The organism is Streptomyces sp. NPDC007264 (genome assembly GCF_042869095.1).
Classification (GTDB): Bacteria; Actinomycetota; Actinomycetes; order Streptomycetales; family Streptomycetaceae; genus Streptomyces.
Genome location: NZ_JBIAFD010000006.1, coordinates 389,672 through 408,863, shown reverse-complemented (window position 1 = coordinate 408,863; position 19,192 = coordinate 389,672). Strand labels below are relative to the sequence as shown.

Below are 19,192 nucleotides of genomic sequence, written 5' to 3'. Positions count from 1 at the left end.
CGGCCCCGGGCCGACCGTGCCCGCCGCGGCCCGTACGCCACCGACCACGGGGGGACCCCACCGTGCCCGAGACCGTCCGCACCGCCCGCACGTCCCGGCTCACCGACGCCCGTGTCTACCTGTGCACGGACGCCCGCAGGCGCCAGGGCGACCTCGCCGCGTTCCTGGACGCGGTGCTCGCCGGCGGCGTCGACATCGTGCAGCTGCGCGACAAGGGCATGGAGGCCGCGGAAGAGCTGGAGCACCTCCGGGTCTTCGCCGACGCCTGCGCCCGCCACGGCAGACTGCTGGCCGTGAACGACCGCGCGGACGTCGCCCACGCCGCCGCCTCCGACGTCCTGCACCTCGGCCAGGGCGACCTCCCCGTCCCCGCGGCCCGTGCCGTCCTGGGCGACGACGTCCTCATAGGCCGCTCCACGCACTCGGAGGCGGAGGCCGAGGCCGCCGCCGTCCAGGAGGGCGTGGACTACTTCTGCACGGGCCCCTGCTGGCCCACCCCCACCAAACCGGGCCGCCCGGCCCCCGGACTCGGCTTGGTCCGCCACACCGCCGCCCTCGGCACGGACCGGCCCTGGTTCGCCATCGGCGGCATCGACCTCGGGAACCTCGACGAGGTCCTGGAGGCCGGTGCCCGCCGTGTGGTCGTGGTGCGCGCGATCACCGAGGCGGACGACCCGGGCGCGGCGGCGGCCGAATTCGCCGAGCGGCTGCGCGCGCTGTGACATCGCCGCGGGAACCCTCCGGGGCGGCCCGAGAGGGCCGAAGTGTCCGACAGGTGGACAACAAATCGACAATTCGGGCAAATTTCCTGCGCCTGGTTGGGGGACCGCCGCCCCCTGGTTAACCTGCGAGTATGGCCCTCGGAACCGCATCCACCAGGACTGATCGCGCACGGACGGTGCGGGACATCCTCGCCGCCGGCAAGGCGACGTACTCCTTCGAGTTCTCCGCCCCGAAGACCCCCAAGGGCGTGCGGAACCTGTGGAGCGCGCTTCGGAGGGTCGAGGCCGTGGCCCCGGACTTCGTCTCCGTGACCTACGGCGCGGGCGGCTCCACCCGCGCGGGCACGGTCAAGGAGACCCAGCAGATCGTCGCCGACACGACGCTCACGCCGGTCGCCCACCTCACCGCCGTGAACCACTCCGTCGCCGAACTGCGCAACATCATCGGCCAGTACGCCGACGCCGGGATCCGCAACATGCTGGCCGTGCGCGGGGACCCGCCCGGCGACCCCATGGGCGAGTGGGTGCCGCATCCCAAGGGCCTGACCTACGCGGCCGAACTCGTCCGGCTCATCAAGGAGTCCGGCGACTTCTGTGTGGGTGTCGCGGCCTTCCCCGAGATGCATCCACGCTCCAGCGACTGGGAGACCGACGTCGAGCACTTCGTCGACAAGTGCCGGGCCGGAGCCGACTACGCGATCACGCAGATGTTCTTCCAGCCGGAGTCGTATCTGCGGCTGCGCGACCGGGTCGAGGCGGCCGGCTGCGCCACCCCGGTCATCCCCGAGGTCATGCCCGTCACCAGCGTGCGGATGCTGGAGCGGCTGCCGCAGCTCGGCAACGCGGCCATTCCGTCCCGTCTGAAAGAGCGGATCCTCGCGGCGAAGGACGATCCGGCCGCTGTACGCTCGATCGGGATCGAGTTCGCCACGGAGTTCTGCGCGAGACTGCTGGCCGAGGGAGTCCCCGGACTTCACTTCATTACACTCAACAACTCCACGGCGACACTGGAAATCTACGAAAATCTAGGTCTGCACCATCCGCAGCGGGCCTAGACCGGCCGCACCGCCGTACGACACACTGCGTAGCGGTCACTGGGAGAGGGGCGTACATGGGCTGGACGGTCCTCTACATCGCGTTCGGCATCGTCGCACTGTGGCTGCTCGGTGAAGTGCTGCTGCAGTACAAGGCTCGCCTTCGCTGGCGGCTGCTCGCGTTCGTGGGCTTCCTCGTCGTCGTGCTCGGTGTGCTGATCCCCTCGGTGGTGGTCATCGGCCTGGGCGCGGCCGCGTTCGCGGTCGGGCAGACCTACGTCACGCTGTCGTTCCGGCGCGGCTTCGCGGCCGGCTGGGCCGTCGGCAACCGCCCGCGCGAGGACGGCGACGGCGGCAGCAAGCGCCGCCGTGGCGAGGCCGCCCGCCAGGATCCCGTGCTGGGTGCCCAGGACCCCGGGTCCACGGCCGCCGGAACGTACCGCCAGGACGACGGGTACGACGACGACCGCGACGACGTCTTCACCCGCCCGCAGGCGGCCGCGGAGAACGCGGCCGAGGCCACCGCCGTGTACGAGCCCCAGCCGATGCCCGAGGACACCGGTTCCTACGGCGTCTACAGCGACGCGGCGTACGCGGCCTCCGCCGACGCGCCCTACGCCGCGTCCGCCGACCCCTCGTACGCGGCGTCCGGCCAGAGCCAGGACCAGCAGGCGTACGCGTACGACGGCTACTCCGCCTACGGCCAGCAGCAGTACGGCTACGACAACGGCCAGCAGCAGTACGCCGGCTACTCCGACCCGTACACCGGCACACAGACCTACGGCGGCTCCTACGACGGCACGTACGGCGGCCAGCAGCAGTACGGGCAGCAGGCGTACGGCCAGGACCAGTACGCCACGGGCACGTACGGCGAGACCCCGCCCGGTGGCGTCTGGGTCCCCCAGCAGCGCACCGCCGACGGCGACTCCGGCGGCGAACTGCCGCCGGAGCAGCCCTACCCCTACCAGGGCGACGGCACGCCGCAGGGCGACGGCACGCCGCAGGGGAACGGCTACGACGAGCAGTACCGCTTCTGAGAGCAGTACCGCTTCTGACCGACCACGAGCCGCGGCGCCTGTTCCCTCACTGCGAGCCGCGGAAGTCCGGCCCCTCCACGATGAGCCCGGCCACCAGGGCGCCCGACATGCCGGCGTGCGGAAGACCGCCACCGGGGTGGGACCAGCCGCCGACCGTGAACAGACCGGGCACGCGCGTGCTGTTGGACGGGTGCAGCAGACGGCCGTCGGCCGCGGCGAGCGCCGGCGCGGGGACGGCGCCACCGGGCGCGCCGGTGTCCCCGGCGATGTCGGCCGGGGTGCGCACCTCGTGCCACAGGACGCGGTCGCGGAGAGCGGGTACCGCACGCCCGGCGGCATCGAGGACGCGGTCGACCTCGGCCTCGGACACGCTCGCGCCCGCGGGCACCGCGGCCGTCAGGGTGACCGCCTCGTGCCCGGGGTCCGGCACCAGCGCCGGGTCGTCCGGCCGCAGCACGGTCACCGTCGGCGCGGACGCCGGCCCGGCGCCCGCGCCGAAGAGGCGCTCCAACTCGCCCTCGCGGTCCGCCGTGTGGACCACCGTGCGGTGCGCGGTTCCCTCCGGCCGGGCACCGCGCAGCGCCAGCAGCACCGTCAGCCGGCTGGGCATCCCCCGCCGCGGGCCGACCTCGTCCGCGCCCCGCGCGCCCGCCGTACCCGGCAGCACGCGGTCCAGAACGGCGGGCGCCACCCCGGAGACCACCAGGTCGGCCTCCACCACCGAACCTCTCCCGGAGGCGTCCCCGGCCAGCTCGACCCCCGCCGCCCGGCCGTCCTTCTCGACGATCCCGGTGACCTCGGCACCGAAGACGAACTCCACCTTCCGGGCCACGCACCGCTCGTACACGGCACGTGCCAGCTCCCGCATCCCGCCGCTCACCCGCCAGGTGCCGAACGCGTGCTCCATGTACGGCAGCACGGCCGCGCCCGCGGGAGCGGTGCGGGGGTCCAGGCCGTGGGCGAGCGCATGGCTCTCCAGGAGGGCCGTCAGCCGCGGGTCGCGCAGTTCCCAGGCGCCGACCTCGGCGAGCGTGCCGGCCCGCCGGGTGCGCAGCAGCCGCCTGTGCGGCACCGCCGGGTACGGCTCCCGCTCGGCGAGCACCTGCCAGTTCGGCCACAGCGGCTCCTCCAGGAGCGGCCTGCGCGTGCGGTCCCATGCCTCGCGGGCCCGCACCAGGAAGTCGCCCCAGCGCCCGCCCGCCCCGCCGCCGAGCGCTCCGTCCAGGGCGGCCACCACACCGGCGCGCGACGCGTTCGGCAGCGACACCTCCGTGCCGTCCGGGAAGACGTGCCGCGCGGAGGGGTCCACCTGGACCAGTTCGACGCACTCCTCCAGGGGCTGCTTGCCGGTCTTGACGAACAGGTCGCGATAGACCGCGGGCAGCGGGAGCAGGCCCGGCCCGGTGTCGAAGGAGAAGCCGTCCCGGGCGAAACGGCGCACCGCGCCGCCGTACGTCTCCGTGCGCTCGTACACCACCACCCGGTGGCCCGCGACGGCCAGCCGGGCGGCGGCCGCCATCGCGCCCATCCCGGCGCCGATCACCGCAATCCGTGCCATGACCTCGACTTTATCGGCCCTCGCCGACCCTTCGGACGCGGGGCGGTGACCGGCTCGCGCGAGGCGTCCGGCGGCGCGCGGCACTCCGGGGCGGCGCCCTGAGGGTGAGCGCCCAGGGCTGAGTATCCGTACCTATCCGGTGAGATGAGTACCGGGGCGGATGGGCTCCGACCTGCGCGGACGGAAGAGTGGAGGCACGGAGAAGGGCGCGGCTCCGTACCGCCGACACGGGGCGGCGGAACGGAGCCGCGCCCTTCTCCGCTCCTTCCGCCGGCACGCCTCGGCGGAAGCGGGGCACGGGGGTCCGGGGGAACGACCGAACGGGAGACCCACGGGGGGAACGGGGGCACGGCAGAGCGCCGGTCCGGGGCGGTCCGCGGCAACACGGACACACCGGACCGGCGCTTTCGCGTATTCCTGGTGCTGTGGCCGGCGAACCTTCCCGGTCACAGCACTAGCGGCTGCCGCTCACGCGTCCCTGGAGCAGCCGTGACAGCGACGCGTGGACGTCGTCCAAGGACCGCTCCGGCTGGAACGACTGCCAGTCGAGAGCCGCCACCAGGACCATGCCGACCAGCGCGGCCGCCGTCAGCGGCACATCGATCTCCTCGCTGAACTCGCCGTTGGCCACGCCCTCGCGCAGTACGTCCTCGATGACCGCGACGACCTGCTGCCTGACCACCATGAGCGTGGACTGCCAGGCCCGGTTGGTGCGCCACAGCTCCGCCACGAACAGTTGGGTGAAGGCCGGGTAGCGGGCGATGAAGCCGAGTCCCGAGCGGATCATCGCGTCCAGTGCGTCCACCCTGGTGCCGCCGGCGAGACCGGTCTTCTCGCGCGCCTCCCGGAGGGAGGCGGTGAGGAGTCCCACCCCGTGCCGCAGCAGTTCCTCGAAGAGGACGGACTTGCTCGCGAAGTTGTAGTAGACCGTGCCCTTCGCGACCCCGGCCCGCTCGGCGATCTCGTCGACGGTGGTGGCGGAGAACCCCTGCTCCGCGATCAGGGTGACGGCTGCCTCGTAGAGCTTCTGCCGGGTCGCCTCGCGGCGGCTCGAGCCGCCTCCCGCGGCGGCGCTGCTGCGTTCCATGGTCCTGATTCTCACAGGAACGGCCCTGTGAGAGGGCATGGACTCGGTTCCCGGCGTCACAGGCTCAGCTCCGGGTGCAGCCGGTCGAGCGTCCACACCTGCATGCGGCGCGCCGCCAGGGCGGTGAGCACCAGGGCGCCCGCGGTGAACGCCGCCAGCACCGCGCAGGCCTGCCACACGGGTCCGAGACCGCCGCCCGTGACGAGCCTCCTGAGGGCCTCGACGACGTAACTCATCGGCAGGAACGGGTGGATCGCGTTGAAGAAGCCGGGACTGGTCTGCACGGGGTACGTGCCGCCGGCGGACGTCAGCTGAAGCATCAGGAGGGCCAGGACGAGGATGCGGCCCGCCGCTCCGAAGCGCGCGTTCAGCCACTGGACGAGCGCCGCGAAGCACGCCGTCACCAGGAACAGGAAGCCGATCGTGCCGGCCGTGTGCACCATCTCCAGTCCGATCGCCCAGTGCAGCACCGCCATGAGGGCGGCCGTCTGCAGCACACCCACGGCGGCCACCGGCAGCCAGCCCGCCAGCGAGATCCGCCAGGCCGAGGCGCCCGCCGCGAGCGCGCGCCGGTTCAGCGGCGGGATCAGCATGTACGCCACCATGGAGCCCACCCACAGGGACAACGGGATGAAGTACGGGGCGAAGCCGGTGCCGTAGTTGGGCGCCTTGTGCAGGTCCCTGGAGGCCAGCTGCACCGGGTCGGACATGACCTGGGTGCGCCGGTCGCGGTCCGCCTCGTCGTAGTCGGGGATCCTGCCCGCACCGTCGTGCAGTCCGCCGGCGAGCTTCCCGGAGCCGTCCACGAGCTTGTACATGCCGCCGTTGAGGTCGATCGCGCCCGTCTTCAGCTCGCCGACGCCCGAGTCGAGGTCCGCCGCGCCCGTCGTGGCGGTGCCGAGACCGGTGTGCAGTCTCTTGGCGCCCTTGGCGACCTGGGCGGCGCCCTTGTTGAGCGCGTCCACCTTGGCGACCGCGTCGTCGAGGTCCTCCGAGAGGTGCGGCGCCGCCTTGGCGAGCGCCCGGGCCTGCCGCTGGAGGGTCTTGAGGTCCTTCTTCAGCGCCTTGGTGTCGCCGTCGTAGTCCTGCACCACGGTGTTCACGTCCTTGGCGAGCCGCGCCGCGTCCGCCGCGGCGTCCTTCGCCTTCTTGAGGTCGCCGCACGCGGGGTCGGGCAGGAGTGCTTTCGCGCAGCGCTTCGCGTAGACGGCGTCCAGCGCCTCGGACGCGGTGCGGGTGCCGCTCTCCGCGAGCGGCGCGGTGGCGACGAACGTGTCGAGACGGTCGCCGATCACGCCGGCCGAATCGGCCACCAGGGTCGCGGTGTCGGCGATCTGCCTGCCGTTCTTCTTCAGGAAGGGCCGCACCTGGTCGGCCGCGCCGTCGACCCGGTCGGCAAGCGCCTGGGTGCCGTCGGCGACCTGCTGCGTACCGTCCTGGAGGTCGCCCGCACCCTTGTCGAGCTTCTTCACGCCGCTCGAGAGCCGTCCGCTGCCCTTCTTGGCCTGCTTGAGCCCGTCGGCGAGGTCCTTGGACCCCTTCTCCGCCTTGCCGATCCCGCCGTTGAGCCGGTCGGCACCCTCGGCGGCCTTCACGGTCGCCCCGTGGATGTCCGAGAACGAGATGAAGATCCTGTCGAGGAACGACCGCGACGCCTTGGTGGAGGCCGCCGTGCGCACCTCGTTGAACACCGTCCTGGAGATCTGCCCGACGATGTAGTTGTTCGCGTCGTTCGTGCGCACCTGGAGGGCGCCCGTCTCGGGGGAGCTCCCGGAACTGGAGGCGATCCGCGCACTGAAGTCGGAGGGCATGGTCAGCGACAGGTAGTAGGTGCCGTCCTCGACGCCCTTGCGGGCCTCGGCGGCGCTCACCCGGTGCCACTCGAAGGTGTCGCTCTTCAGCAGGCCCTCGACGAGGTCGTCGCCCGCGGTGACGTGCCGGCCGGCCGCCGTGGCTCCCTTGTCGTCGTTGACGAGCGCCACGGGGATGCGGTCGAGCCGCCCGTAGGGGTCCCAGAACGACCACAGGTACAGGGCTCCGTACAGCAGCGGCAGCAGCAGGAGCGCGGCCAGCGCGGCGCGCGGCAGCCGTCCCCTGCCGAACCGCCTGAGCTCAAGCGCGGCCAGTCTCGGCGAGCGCATCCGCCGTCTCCTTCTCGTCGTCTGCGCCGTCCTCGGACGGCTCGTCGGGGGTGCCTTCCGGCTGAACGCCCTGCTCGCCGGGCACGGCGTCCCGCGGGCCTTCGCCGCCGCCGTCCGGCCGGTCGCCGCCGCGGGCCGTCGAGACCACGACGGCGCCCTCGGGGGCCTCGGCGCACACCGCGAGGACCGTGGTGCCCGACTCGGCGATCGACTTCAACAGGCCCCAGACCGCGGCCCATTCGGCTGCGGAGAGCTTGAGGTCCGTGTCGTCCACGGCCAGCAGGCGCGGACGGACGATCAGGGCCAGTGCCACGGACAGCCGCAGGGCCTCCAGGCGCTCCAGGTCGCGTACGGCGGTCCTGGAGCCCTTGGGCAGCGCGTCGCAGTCGAGCCCGGCGGCGGCGAGGGCGGCCTCGATCCGCTCTCCCGCCTCGGCCGACTTCTCGGCACCCGGCCGCAGCAGCGCGCGCAGGGGCGCGCCGAACCGGCTGTGCAGCAGCGCCCGTTCCCGCAGATGCTCCCCGACGGTCAGCGCCGGGTCGAGGTCGGTGACTCCGGGCACGTGCGCGAGCGCGCTGGTCCGGCGCACCGCGGCCATCTCCCTGGGCAGCCGGTGCCCGCCCACCGTGGCCCGCCCCTCGGTCGGCTTCATCCGGCCGGTGAGCGTGAGCAGCAGACAGGTCCGGCCCGAGCCCGAGGGCCCCTCGACGGCGATGAGCGAGCCGGGTTCCGCGTCGAGGCCGACGCCCCGGAACGCCCAGCCGCGCGGTCCCTTCAGGCCGAGGTCCGCGGCGCTGACGGCTGTCCCGTCCGCTGCCCCTGGCACGTCCATGTCCCTCCTGGATCCCATGAGGCGCCGACGCCCCCGTTTTGAACTGACCAGTCAGTTCAAAAGCTACCGTGAACCTGGAAGCGAAGCAAAAGCGCATGTCGGTCGCCCGCAGGAAAGGCGGCCGCGCTGCACCCGCCCACCCGCCAAGGAGAGGCATCGGCCCAGGTCAGAACGGATTGTCAGTGGCATACCTCACGATGGGCACATACGGCCACAGGGCCGTCACGCAGACGACAGGAGGTTCGTCATGGCCAGCCACCACGCAGCCGCCGCACACCGGCGGCGCGGCACCGGCCCTGCCCCCTCACTGACCGGCCCGGCGAGCGATGTGCACCCCGTGCTGCGCCGGGCCACGGCGCCGCCCGCCGCACTGGACCTGCTCGCCCAGGCCCGTGCCGGACTCGAGGAGGCGGCCGTTCTCGAGACGCCCAACGAGCGCTATGCGACGGCCCATCTGGCCGCCCTGCGCATCGCCGCCGCCGTGCTCGCCGCGCGGGGACGCCCGGAGCCGACGGCGCGGCGCCGCGCCAGGATCAGAAGCGCCTGGGAGGTGCTCCCCGAGATCGCGCCCGAACTGACCGAGTGGTGCGCGCTGTTCGCCGCCGGAGCCCCGCGTCGCGCCCGTGCCGAGGCCGGCATCAAGGGCGCGGCCGGTGCCCGGGAGGCGGACGACCTGATACGCGACGTGGCGATGTTCCTGCGCCTGGTCGAGCGGATGCTGGTGCTCCAGCCGGTGCTGCCGCAGCCGAGGCCGGAGCGGGACCGGCAGCTCCCGGATCGGCAGCTCCCGGATCGGCGGATGCCGGATCGGCGGATGCCGGACGCCGGATGAGCATGGGCAAGGGCGGAGGGGCGTCCGAGCGGGCCGCTCGCACGCCGGCCCACCGCCGCCGGGGGCGGTGCGGTGTCCGGCGGGCGGACAGGCCGCCGCCCGGGGCTCCGGAGGCAATGGGGCTCGGGGCTCCGGAGGCAATAGGGTGGAGGCGCATGAAGCCTTCGCCCTGGTACCGGGGGCGGAAGGCAGCCCGATCGCTCCGCCGTACACCAGGCGGTGCCGCGCCGAGGAGTCAACTGCCGTGTCGGACCCGATGCGCCCGCCCGTCTCCCACCACCACGCTCGAACGACGTCGCTACGCGCGGACCCCTCCCCCCGCGCGTCCCTCCGTACCGCCGTGGTCTGGGAGGTTCTCAAGGACGCCCTCGACCGCCGCGCCAAGGCCACGGGACGGGACGTGCTGGACGTCCTCGACACCGGCGGAGGCAGCGGCAAGTTCGCCGTGCCCGTCGCCCGCCTCGGCCATCGCGTCACCGTCGTGGACCCCAGTCCCAACGCACTGTTCGCGCTGGAACGCCGGGCCGCCGAGGCCGGTGTCGCGGACCGGGTGCTGGGCGTCCAGGGCGACGCCCACGGCCTCTTCGACGTGGTCGAGCGCGGCGGCTACGACGCGGTGCTGTGCCATGGCGTCCTGGAGTACGTGGACGACCCCGCCGAGGGCGTCCGCAACGTGGTCGCCGCGCTGCGCCCCGACGGCGTCCTCAGCCTGCTCGCCGCCGGCCTCGGCGGTGCCGTGCTCGCGCGGGCCCTCGCCGGGCACTTCAAGGAGGCCAAGCAGGCGCTGGAGGATCCGAACGGCCGCTGGGGCGTGGGCGACCCGGTGCCGCACCGGTTCACCGCCGAGCAGCTCACCGGGCTCGTCGAGGACGCGGGCCTGCGCGTCGGCGCCGTGCACGGTGTCCGGGTCTTCGCGGACCTCGTGCCGGGGGTGCTGGTGGACACCGAGCCGGGCGCCCTGGAGGCGCTGCTCGAGCTGGAGGCCGCGGCCGCCGAGCTTCCCGCGTTCCACTCCGTGGCCACGCAGCTGCACGTCCTCGCCGAGACCCAGGGGGCCGCCGGGGCCTGAGCCGCTTCCCCTGACGAGCCCCTGATCAGGGGCTCGGCGGCGGATGGAGTAAGCCACAGGCCACCCGATCGGGCGATCCGCGCCGTATGATCGAAGGAGACCGCCCGGCATGACGGCTCGGCCGCTGGGGAATGGAAGCCTCAGCAGCCGGGACACCCATGGCGGGTTCCGGTTGGCCAATTGGCGTAGAGGGGCGGGTTTCAAGGGGGCGATTCCCTGCCTATCCTGAAGGGGACCCCCGGTCGCCCCGGCGACTGCACGATGAGGAGGACTCCGTGCCGCTCTCGGAGCACGAGCAGCGAATGCTCGAGCAGATGGAGCGAGCGCTGTACGCCGAAGATCCCAAGTTCGCGACAGCGCTTGAGGGAAGCGGGCTGCGTACGTACACCCGGCGACGGGTCTACCAGGCGGTCGCAGGCTTCCTGGTGGGTATCGCGCTCCTCATGGCCGGAATGGTCGCACAGCAGATCTGGATCAGCGTGGTGGGATTCCTCGTCATGCTGGGCTGCGCCGTGCTCGCCGTGACCGGGTGGCGACGGGCTCCCAAGCCGGGCGAGCAGGGGGCGCCGGGCGCCCGCAGGCAGGCGCGGCAGCGACGCTCCATGATGGACCGGATCGAGCAGCGCTGGCAGCGGCGCCGGGACGAGCAGGGTCAGTAACCCTCCCACGGCACTCGAGGACAACCGACAGGGGGCGGCCACCGACGAGGTGGTCGCCCCCTGTTGCCGTCCCCGGACGGCGCACGGAGCCTCCCGCCCCGCCGCCCGCCCGGCTCGGCCGCCCGGCCGGTCCGTCACGGATGCCCGGCCCGCGGCGGCGTGCCGAGGTCCGAGGCGGTCCCGGTACCGGAGGGACGCGGCGGCGCCCGCCCGCTCCCCGGGGACCGGAGCGGGCGGCGCCGCGCGTCACCCGCTGCGCTGTCCGGACGGGCGCCGTGTCAGGGCGACCCAGCGCGCCGACCAGCGGGCCCCGAGCTTCCCCCAGCGGTCGCTGAGGGCCCACACCGCGCGCACGGCCGAGCGCGGCGCCAGGACCGCACGCAGCCGCGTCCGCCGCCCGGCCGAGGACCGCAGGGCCGCCCGCAGCCTGCGCACATCCTCGACCAGCCCGGGTGCAAAGCGCGGCTGCGGGGCGAAGAGCGCCTGCTCCACCGCGCCGGCCACCCGGTGCACGGCCTCGGCCGTCGCCGTGTCCAGCCGGCCGAGCCGCACGATCCGCTCGGCGGCCTTCCGCGGGGTCAGTGCGTCGTCCGGCGCCATGCCGTAGTCCCACGCCGTGTCGATGAGTTCGCGCCACACGGCCAGGGCGTGTCCCACGACGGCCTCGGCGACCGGGTCCGGAGCGGCCTCGCCCGGCAGGACGGTCATCCCGATCTCGGACGTGTACGACTCGCCGGCCCCGCGTTCCCCGCGGCGTGCGCGAGCCGGCGAGGGAGCGGACGGCGCGTGCTGCGCGGAGGCCAGCCGCAGCGACCGGCTCCTGAGCCGCCACAGCATCGGCGCCAGCGGCACCGCGAGCAGGACCAGCCCGAGCAGCGTCCACGCCAGGATCTGGTACCAGGGCGGTCCGCCGTCCCCGGAGACCGCCACGGCCTGCGCGGACCGGCTCGGGCAGGCCTCGAGCTTGCGCATCGCGGGCGTGCAGCTCTCGCTCGCCGACGGCGCGGCGGACGGTGCCGTGGACGACGACAGCGACGGCCGCGGCGCGACCGGGTCGGTGCCGCTCGGCGTGTCCGCCTGGGTGTACGAGGGTGGCGAGCCCCGGTTCGGAGTCGGCTCGAAGCGGGTCCAGCCCACGCCCTCGAAGTACAGCTCCGGCCATGCGTGGGCGTCCCGCAGCCCCACCGACATCGAACCGTCCGTCTGCACGGAGCCAGGGGTGAAGCCCACCGCCACCCGTGCCGGTATGCCCAGCGTGCGCGCCATCGCGGCCATCGCGAAGGAGAAGTGCACGCAGAAGCCCTGCTTCTCCTTGAGGAACCGGGCGATCGCACCCGGTCCGGTGCCGACCTGCACCTGGGTGTCGTAGGTGAACCCGCCGTCCACCGCGAAGTACTCCTGGAGCTTGACCGCTTCCTCGTAGTGGTTCGACGACCCGGCGGTCACCCGGCGTGCCGTCCGGGCCACCGCCGACGGCAGCGACGAGGGCACCTTGGTGAACTCGCGCTGCAGCGGTGCCGGCGGTGCCGGCGCCGTGGCCAGCTGCGCCGCGGTCGGCTGCACGATCAGGCTCTTGACCTCGTACTGCACGCCCCGCGTGTTCTGCCCGTGGTCCCCGACGAGCGTGCGGCCGACCGGTTCGTACCGCCAGTTGCCGCCGACCTTCACCCCCGTCGCGGGGTAGGGCATGGGCAGCCAGTCCTGTGCGTACCAGTCGGCCGCCGAGATCCTGGTCTCGATCTCGGTCCGCCGCACGTCGCCCGCGAGACCGGCCGGCGTGGGAAGCCGGTCGGGGACGGCGGTGATGCGCCGCTGGGCCGGCTTCCAGCTCGTGCCGTCGAAATCGTCCAGGGCGACGATCCGCAGATACATGTCCTGCGTGTCCCGAGTGTCGGTGCGGTAGGCCATGACCTGGCGGTCCTGGTCCACGTTCAGGCTGTCGCGCAGCGACACCAGGGGGTTGACCGCGGAGATGGTGCCGCCGTCGCCGATGCCCGCCCCCACGCCCGTGCGGGCACCGTCCAGCAGCCCGCCGTCGAGCGAGGGCAGGGCGAGCGGCACCACCAGGGCGATCCCCAGCGCCACCGCGCCGATGCGGCGCCCGGTGCGGACGGGGGCGACGACGCCTGAGTCCGTGCCGGGAGTCCGGGGCCCGCCGCTGAAGACCCGGCCCCACTGGGAGAGCCGGTCGCGGCCCTCGGCCAGCAGCAGCAGCAGATAGCCGCCCGCGGCGACGAGGAACCACAGCCAGTCGGTGCCGCCGTCGGACAGGCCCGCGGCCACCGCGTACAGCGCCAGCAGCGGCAGCCCGGCCGGGGCCGCCGCGCGGAACGTCACCGCCAGCGTGTCCACCAGGAGCCCGATCACCAGGACCCCGCCGACGATCAGCAGCCGGATCCCGGGGGTCAGCGGCGCCGGGATCGCATACCGCCCGACGTCCTCAGCGCCCGACCGCAGCAGCTGCCCGAAGTGGTGGAAGGCGTCCGGGCCGGGGAGGAACCCGGCGATGGCCCGGTCGCGGGCGAAGGTCAGCGTGAGCAGCATCAGGTCGGCCACCACCTGGCAGGCGACGGTCAGCGGACGGGCCAGCGGCACCCGCCGGGTCAGCGCGCCCACCCCCGTCTGCACCGCCACCAGGAAGGCCGCCTGGAAGAACCAGGTCGCCAGCGTCACCAGCGGCAGCAGGGCGCACGACGTCATCAGCGTCGCCGCCGCGGCGCACAGCGCCAGGCGGGCTCGTCCGCTCATGACCGTCCCTCCGGGCCGCCGACGGCACCGACGCCCGTGCGCTGTCGGTCCGCCTCGCGCCACAGCTCCGCCAGCGAGACGCCCCGGGGCGCCGTCAGTGCGGTCCAGCCCGCGTCGCGCAGCATCCGCAGCCGCTCCTCGCTCCGGTCCACGGGGCCGGGCACATCGGCCGGTTCGCGTCCCCAGGAGTCGCTGTCCAGCAGGAAGGCGAGCGCGCCGCCGCTGCGCCTGCTCATCTTGGCGGCCACGGCCGCCTGCTCCTCGTCGAGGTCGCCGAAGAAGGCCACCAGCAGGCCCTCGTTCCCGCCACGCAGCACGTCGTACGCGCGTGACAGACCCGTGCCGTCCGAGTGGTCGATCACGGCGAGCGTGTCCATCATCAGCCCGGCCGCGTCCGCGGACCCCTGGCTCGCGCCCGCGAACCCGTCCGCGCCCTCACCGGGCACCGAGTTGCCCGTGTCGGTCAACAGCCGCACGGAGAAGCCTCGTTCCAGCAGGTTCACCAGCGCGGACGCCGCGCCCGCGACCGCCCATTCGAAGGCCGAGTCGGGTCCCGCGCCGTGGAAGGCGATGCCGCGGGTGTCGAGCAGCACCGTGCACCGGGCCCGCTGCGGCTGTTCCTCCCGGCGCACCATCAGCTCGCCGTAGCGCGCGGTGGAGCGCCAGTGCACCCGGCGCAGGTCGTCGCCGTGCCGGTAGCCGCGCGGGATCACGTCGTCCTCGCCGGCCAGCGCCAGCGAGCGCTGCCGCCCGTCCCCGTACCCCTTCGCCTCGCCCGTGAGCCGGGTAGGCGGCAGCGGCTCCACGCGCGGGACGACCGTCAGCGTGTCGTACGTCGAGAAGGAGCGGGTCAGTTCGCACATTCCGAAGGGGTCGGCGAGGCGCAGCTGGAGCGGGCCGAGCGGATAGCGGCCGCGCAGGTCGGAGCGCACCCGGTACGACACCTCGCGGCGGCCGCCCGCCTCCACCCGGTCCAGGACGAACCGGGGGCGCGGCCCCAGGACGTAGGGCACCCGGTCCTGGAGCATCAGCAGTCCGGTGGGCAGCCGCGAGACGTTGTCCACGCGCAGATGCACCCGGGCCTCCGAACCCGCGGGAACGCGGGCGGGGGAGAGGCGCCGGCTGCCCGCGACCCGGTAGCGCGTGCGGTACAGCACGGTCGCGCACACCAGCGGCAGCACCGCCAGCAGGAGCCCGACCCGGAGCAGATCGCTCTGGCCGAGGACGTAGGCGCAGACGGCGGCGGCGATGCCGGCGGCCAGGAAGGAGCGCCCGCGCGTGGTCAGTCCGGCGAACACGGTGCGCAGTCCGCCCCCGGCGCGCTCCGCGGGGCGCGCCGTCCCCCCGGAGGCCATCACAGCCTCCGGGGAGGCTGCTGGTCGTAGCCCCGGCCCATGGCCAGGCCGGACTGCTGCTGGGGTGCTGCGGGCACCGGGGTGCGCTGCAGGATCTCCTCGACGACCTGCTCCGCGGTCCGCCGGTTGAGCTGGGCCTGAGCGGTGGGCAGCAGACGGTGCGCCAGGACCGCCACGGCGAGGGACTGCACGTCGTCGGGCAGCGCGTACTCCCGGCCGCCGAGGGCGGCGGCGGCCTTCGCCGCGCGCAGCAGGTGCAGCGTGGCGCGCGGCGAGGCGCCGAGTCTGAGGTCGGGATGCGTCCGCGTGGCCGTGACCAGGTCCACCGCGTAGCGCCGCACGGCATCCGCGACGTGGACGCCCCGGACGGCCTCGACCAGCTTCACGATCTCGTGCGCGTGCGCGACCGGCTGGAGATCGTCCAGGGGGTTCACTCCGCCGTGGACGTCGAGCATCTGCAGCTCGGCCTCCGGACTGGGGTAGCCGATGGAGACACGGGCCATGAAGCGGTCGCGCTGGGCCTCGGGCAGCGGGTAGGTGCCCTCCATCTCGACCGGGTTCTGGGTGGCGACCACCATGAAGGGGCTGGGCAGGGTGTACGTCTGGCCGTCGATGGTGACCTGGCGCTCCTCCATCGACTCCAGCAGCGCGGACTGCGTCTTGGGCGAGGCGCGGTTGATCTCGTCGCCGATCACGATCTGGGCGAAGATCGCGCCCGGCTTGAACTCGAAGTCCCGGCGCTGCTGGTCCCAGATGGACACGCCCGTGATGTCCGAGGGCAGCAGGTCGGGGGTGAACTGGATGCGTCGCACCGAACAGTCGATGGAGCGTGCCAGCGCTTTGGCGAGCATGGTCTTGCCGACGCCGGGGACATCCTCGATCAGAAGATGTCCCTCGGCGAGCAGCACGGTCAGCGAGAGCCGTACGACCTCTGGCTTGCCCTCGATCACTCCTTCCACCGAACTGCGGACACGCTCCACAGTGGCGGTCAGATCTGTAAGGCTCGCTCGATCGTCATAGGTCGTCACCCGGCCCTCCTCGGCCCGTTCTTTCTCCGGGCCGACGCTCTGCGATGCGGACCGGCCCACCCCGGATTACGGACGCCACGCGGGAAATGCTCTGCGTGACGCCACACCCGCATTCTTGTGGCCGTTACCGGTTCGTGTCACTCGCCTGTGGATAACTGGCTGCGAGATGTCGGCCTTACGGCCTTTTCGGCGCAGTGGGGCCGGGATTTTTGCCCGAATACCTGTTCGGTGGGGCAGGTTCGGGGTGACGGGCGGGGTGGGAACCGCGTCGTCAGGCGGGGTCGATCTCGCGCAGCAGCCCCGTCTTCACGTCGAAGACGAAGCCGCGCACGTCGTCCGTGTGCACGAGGAACGGGGAGGTGCGCACGCGCTGCATCGACTGCCGCACGTCCTGGTCGACGTCGCGGAACGCCTCGACCGCCCAGGCGGGCCGCTGGCCGACCTCCATCTCCAGCTCGTGCCGGAAGTCCTCGGTGAGGGACTCCAGGCCGCAGCCCGTGTGGTGGATGAGCACGATGCTGCGGGTGCCGAGCGCCCGCTGGCTGATGGTGAGGGAGCGGATCACGTCGTCGGTGACGACGCCGCCCGCGTTGCGGATGGTGTGACAGTCGCCGAGCTCGAGGCCGAGCGCGGCGTGCAGGTCGAGCCGGGCGTCCATGCAGGCCACGACCGCGACGTGGAGGATGGGACGGGCGTCCATCCCGGGGTCGCTGAATGCGGCGGCATAGCGCCCGTTGGCCTCTACGAGACGGTCCGTGACGGTGCCGCCGAGTATGGCGCCTTCGGGGCTGGGGGGAACGGATGCAGTAGTGGTCATACCCATGACGGTACTGGTCACAGACGGTCCGAGCCTGCTGTGAGAGGGGACAAAGAACGTCGTCGGGGCTTGTTGTGACGCAACCCACACGGACAGTGAAACGCCGCTGGACGGGTGAATCGGCGCACAGCGGGCCGCGGCGACGAGCCGGTGCGCGACGCGCAGGCCGGTTGATTGACCGCAAGACTCGGTGGACTAAAGTGACGCGAAGCGGGAGGCGAGACGCTCTCCCTGCGGACTGTTCACCCGGAGACCCCGGCAGTACGCCGGTTTCTCCCCACGTGCGCGGCGCGTACGTACGGCTCGGCCTCCTCCCGCTCCCGGTCGGCCGGCGCTTCCGGCGCCGGCGGGCGACCTCTTCACCGGGGGGACCCCGGCGTCAGCCCGGGAGAGGGCGGGGACCCGGCGGTGCGCACCGGCCGCGCCGGATCCGAGAGGCCCCGAAGTGACAGGGCGCGAAGCGCTTCCCGACAACGGCGGCGGGCGACCGGCCGGCCGCCATGTGCCCGTCATGCTCCGGCAGTGCCTGGACATGCTGGCTCCGGCCCTCACCGCGCCGGGGGCCGTCGTCGTCGACTGCACCCTCGGGCTCGGCGGGCACAGCGAGGCGCTGCTGAGCCGGTTTCCCGAGGTCCGGCTCGTGGGGCTCGACCGTGACAAGGAGGCGCTGCGTCTGTCCGGGCAGCGGCTGGCCCCCTTCGGGGAGCGCGCCACGCTGGTGCACGCGGTCTACGACGAACTCCCCGAAGTGCTCGAACGGCTCGGTGTTCCGCGCGTCCAGGGCGTGCTGTTCGACCTGGGCGTCTCCTCGATGCAACTCGACGAGGCGGAGCGCGGTTTCGCGTACGCGCAGGACGCCCCGCTCGACATGCGCATGGACCAGACGACGGGCATCGGTGCCGCCGAGGTCCTCAACACCTACCCTCCGGGCGAACTCGTGCGGATCCTGCGGGCCTACGGCGAGGAGAAGCAGGCCAAGCGGATCGTGTCCGCGATCGTGCGCGAGCGCCAGAAGGAGCCGTTCACGAACAGCGCGCGGCTCGTGGAGCTGATCCGTGACGCGCTGCCGCAGGCGGCCAAGCGGACCGGCGGCAACCCCGCCAAGCGCACCTTCCAGGCGCTCCGCATCGAGGTCAACGGCGAACTCTCCGTCCTGGAGAGGGCGATCCCCGCGGCCGTGAAGGCGCTCGCCGTCGGTGGCCGGATCGCCGTCCTCTCCTATCACTCGCTCGAGGACCGTCTCGTCAAGCAGGTGCTCGCGGCCGGCGCCGCGAGCACCGCGCCGCCCGGGCTGCCGGTCGTGCCCGAGCACCACCAGCCCCGGCTCAAGCTCCTCACCCGCGGTGCCGAACTTCCCACCGAGGACGAGGTGGCCGAGAACCGACGCGCGGCCCCGGCACGCCTGCGCGGCGCCGAGCGCATCCGCGAGGACATCGGGTGAGCCGGCCGCCAGGACGCCGGGTGAGCCGGCCGCCAGGACACCTGTGAGCGGGACGGGAGGACGTCGAGTGGGCCGGACGGGAGCGCGCCGGGTGAGCCGGGCGGAAGGGGTGGTCGAGTGAACTGCGGACCCGGGACGTACGCGCGACGGGAGGGCGTGTGAGCAGAAGACCCGAACTCAGGGGGCGGGCCGCCCGGCTGGCGCGGCTGATCCCCGTGCGCGGCGCCCGCGCCGCCGCCCGTACCCCCTTCGTGCTGCTCGTCGTGCTGCTGCTCGGCGGCGGGCTCATCGGGCTCCTCGTGCTGAACTCCGCGCTCAGCGAGGGCGCGTTCAAACTCGACGACCTGCACCGGGAGACCAAGAACCTCACCGACGAGGAGCAGGCGCTCCAGCGGGACGTGGACGCCTACTCGGCCCCCGACGCCCTGCAGCGCCGCGCCCGCGAACTCGGCATGGTCCCCGGCGGCGACCCCGCCTTCCTCAACCCCGACGGCACCGTCAGGGGCGTCCCCGAAGCCGCCGCCCCGCAGGCCGCGGCGAGCACCGGGACCGAGGGCCCGCCCGAGGCATCAGGCCCCGACGCGAGTGCGACGGCCTCCCCGCCACCGTCCGGGGGTGCGACGGCCTCCCCGCCACCGTCCGGGGGTGCGACGGCCTCCCCGCTCCCGTCCGGGGGTGCGACGGCCTCCCCGCCACCGTCCGGGGGTGCGACGGCCCCGCTGTCCGCCATGTCGCCGCCGTCACTGTCGCCGGACGCCCTCTCGGCGGCCCGCCCCACGACGGAGCCCGCCACCCCGCCCGCAGCCCCTTCCACGACCCCCGGCAGGTGACG

At 73.5% G+C, this 19,192-nt stretch carries 16 protein-coding genes; 8 read left to right on the top strand and 8 right to left on the bottom strand.

The features are described 5' to 3' along the window. Window positions 1–62 precede the first annotated feature (62 nt). The 3 genes from thiE (at window position 63) to ACFYMU_RS13250 (ending at window position 2,793) form a co-directional block, all read left to right on the top strand. Window positions 63–722, top strand: a complete 660-nt coding sequence (thiE, locus tag ACFYMU_RS13260; RefSeq protein ID WP_388372148.1) for a thiamine phosphate synthase — start codon at window positions 63–65, stop codon at window positions 720–722. Window positions 723–853: 131 nt separating this feature from the next. Then, complete coding sequence (gene metF, locus ACFYMU_RS13255; RefSeq protein ID WP_388372146.1) at window positions 854–1,777, top strand: methylenetetrahydrofolate reductase [NAD(P)H]; 924 nt, start codon at window positions 854–856, stop codon at window positions 1,775–1,777. A gap of 56 nt (window positions 1,778–1,833) precedes the next feature. Next, entirely contained in the window at window positions 1,834–2,793 is a 960-nt protein-coding gene (locus ACFYMU_RS13250) for a hypothetical protein (RefSeq protein ID WP_388372144.1), read from the top strand. A 46-nt stretch (window positions 2,794–2,839) separates the two neighbouring features. On the opposite strand, the gene ACFYMU_RS13245 is transcribed toward ACFYMU_RS13250, so the two are convergent. From ACFYMU_RS13245 to ACFYMU_RS13230, 4 genes are all read right to left on the bottom strand, one after another. Then, a complete protein-coding gene (locus tag ACFYMU_RS13245) occupies window positions 2,840–4,351 on the bottom strand; it encodes a phytoene desaturase family protein (protein WP_388372142.1) in 1,512 nt (503 codons plus the stop codon). A gap of 454 nt (window positions 4,352–4,805) precedes the next feature. Next, on the bottom strand, window positions 4,806–5,438 hold the full coding sequence (locus ACFYMU_RS13240) for a TetR/AcrR family transcriptional regulator (protein WP_388372140.1): 633 nt from the start codon (window positions 5,436–5,438) through the stop codon (window positions 4,806–4,808). A 56-nt stretch (window positions 5,439–5,494) separates the two neighbouring features. Further along, window positions 5,495–7,579 (bottom strand): YhgE/Pip family protein, encoded by a 2,085-nt coding sequence (locus ACFYMU_RS13235; RefSeq protein ID WP_388372138.1) that lies wholly within the window; start codon window positions 7,577–7,579, stop codon window positions 5,495–5,497. Then, on the bottom strand, window positions 7,551–8,411 hold the full coding sequence (locus tag ACFYMU_RS13230; protein WP_388372136.1) for an ATP-binding cassette domain-containing protein: 861 nt from the start codon (window positions 8,409–8,411) through the stop codon (window positions 7,551–7,553). Before ACFYMU_RS13230 ends, ACFYMU_RS13235 begins: the two co-directional genes overlap by 29 nt. Window positions 8,412–8,658: 247 nt before the next feature. On the opposite strand from ACFYMU_RS13230, the gene ACFYMU_RS13225 reads away from it, so the two are divergent. The 3 genes from ACFYMU_RS13225 (at window position 8,659) to ACFYMU_RS13215 (ending at window position 10,971) form a co-directional block, all read left to right on the top strand. Then, window positions 8,659–9,243, top strand: a complete 585-nt coding sequence (locus ACFYMU_RS13225; RefSeq protein WP_388372134.1) for an SAV_6107 family HEPN domain-containing protein — start codon at window positions 8,659–8,661, stop codon at window positions 9,241–9,243. A 244-nt stretch (window positions 9,244–9,487) separates the two neighbouring features. Continuing rightward, a complete protein-coding gene (locus tag ACFYMU_RS13220; RefSeq protein WP_388372132.1) occupies window positions 9,488–10,312 on the top strand; it encodes a methyltransferase in 825 nt (274 codons plus the stop codon). 275 nt (window positions 10,313–10,587) lie between these two features. Further along, window positions 10,588–10,971 carry a DUF3040 domain-containing protein gene (locus ACFYMU_RS13215; protein ID WP_388372130.1) on the top strand — a complete coding sequence of 128 codons (384 nt, stop codon included), beginning with the start codon at window positions 10,588–10,590 and terminating at the stop codon, window positions 10,969–10,971. A 246-nt stretch (window positions 10,972–11,217) separates the two neighbouring features. Here the strand turns inward: ACFYMU_RS13215 and ACFYMU_RS13210 are convergent, their stop codons facing one another. From ACFYMU_RS13210 to ACFYMU_RS13195, 4 genes are all read right to left on the bottom strand, one after another. Next, window positions 11,218–13,719, bottom strand: a complete 2,502-nt coding sequence (locus ACFYMU_RS13210; protein WP_388372129.1) for a DUF3488 and DUF4129 domain-containing transglutaminase family protein — start codon at window positions 13,717–13,719, stop codon at window positions 11,218–11,220. Continuing rightward, on the bottom strand, window positions 13,716–15,074 hold the full coding sequence (locus ACFYMU_RS13205; RefSeq protein ID WP_388372128.1) for a DUF58 domain-containing protein: 1,359 nt from the start codon (window positions 15,072–15,074) through the stop codon (window positions 13,716–13,718). Before ACFYMU_RS13205 ends, ACFYMU_RS13210 begins: the two co-directional genes overlap by 4 nt. Then, window positions 15,074–16,102: an AAA family ATPase gene (locus ACFYMU_RS13200; protein ID WP_388372127.1), complete on the bottom strand. Its 1,029-nt coding sequence runs from the start codon at window positions 16,100–16,102 to the stop codon at window positions 15,074–15,076. Before ACFYMU_RS13200 ends, ACFYMU_RS13205 begins: the two co-directional genes overlap by 1 nt. Before the next feature lie 271 nt (window positions 16,103–16,373). Further along, complete coding sequence (locus tag ACFYMU_RS13195; protein WP_388372126.1) at window positions 16,374–16,919, bottom strand: beta-class carbonic anhydrase; 546 nt, start codon at window positions 16,917–16,919, stop codon at window positions 16,374–16,376. Between the two features lie 445 nt (window positions 16,920–17,364). Here ACFYMU_RS13195 and rsmH point away from each other — a divergent pair, with 445 nt between their 5' ends. Both rsmH and ACFYMU_RS13185 read left to right on the top strand, forming a co-directional pair. Then, window positions 17,365–18,360 carry a 16S rRNA (cytosine(1402)-N(4))-methyltransferase RsmH gene (gene rsmH, locus ACFYMU_RS13190; RefSeq protein ID WP_388372125.1) on the top strand — a complete coding sequence of 332 codons (996 nt, stop codon included), beginning with the start codon at window positions 17,365–17,367 and terminating at the stop codon, window positions 18,358–18,360. Between the two features lie 158 nt (window positions 18,361–18,518). Continuing rightward, a complete protein-coding gene (locus tag ACFYMU_RS13185) occupies window positions 18,519–19,190 on the top strand; it encodes a septum formation initiator family protein (RefSeq protein WP_388372124.1) in 672 nt (223 codons plus the stop codon). The last annotated feature ends 2 nt before the right edge of the window (window positions 19,191–19,192 follow it).

Excerpts from the sequence above, each read along its gene's own strand:
- metF (WP_388372146.1), top strand. The coding sequence starts at position 854 with ATGGCCCTCGGAACCGCATCCACCAGGACTGATCGCGCACGGACGGTG.
- ACFYMU_RS13250 (WP_388372144.1), top strand. The coding sequence starts at position 1,834 with ATGGGCTGGACGGTCCTCTACATCGCGTTCGGCATCGTCGCACTGTGG.
- ACFYMU_RS13245 (WP_388372142.1), bottom strand. The coding sequence starts at position 4,351 with ATGGCACGGATTGCGGTGATCGGCGCCGGGATGGGCGCGATGGCGGCC.
- ACFYMU_RS13240 (WP_388372140.1), bottom strand. The coding sequence starts at position 5,438 with ATGGAACGCAGCAGCGCCGCCGCGGGAGGCGGCTCGAGCCGCCGCGAG.
- ACFYMU_RS13235 (WP_388372138.1), bottom strand. The coding sequence starts at position 7,579 with ATGCGCTCGCCGAGACTGGCCGCGCTTGAGCTCAGGCGGTTCGGCAGG.
- ACFYMU_RS13230 (WP_388372136.1), bottom strand. The coding sequence starts at position 8,411 with ATGGACGTGCCAGGGGCAGCGGACGGGACAGCCGTCAGCGCCGCGGAC.
- ACFYMU_RS13225 (WP_388372134.1), top strand. The coding sequence starts at position 8,659 with ATGGCCAGCCACCACGCAGCCGCCGCACACCGGCGGCGCGGCACCGGC.
- ACFYMU_RS13210 (WP_388372129.1), bottom strand. The coding sequence starts at position 13,719 with ATGAGCGGACGAGCCCGCCTGGCGCTGTGCGCCGCGGCGGCGACGCTG.
- ACFYMU_RS13205 (WP_388372128.1), bottom strand. The coding sequence starts at position 15,074 with ATGGCCTCCGGGGGGACGGCGCGCCCCGCGGAGCGCGCCGGGGGCGGA.
- ACFYMU_RS13195 (WP_388372126.1), bottom strand. The coding sequence starts at position 16,919 with ATGACCACTACTGCATCCGTTCCCCCCAGCCCCGAAGGCGCCATACTC.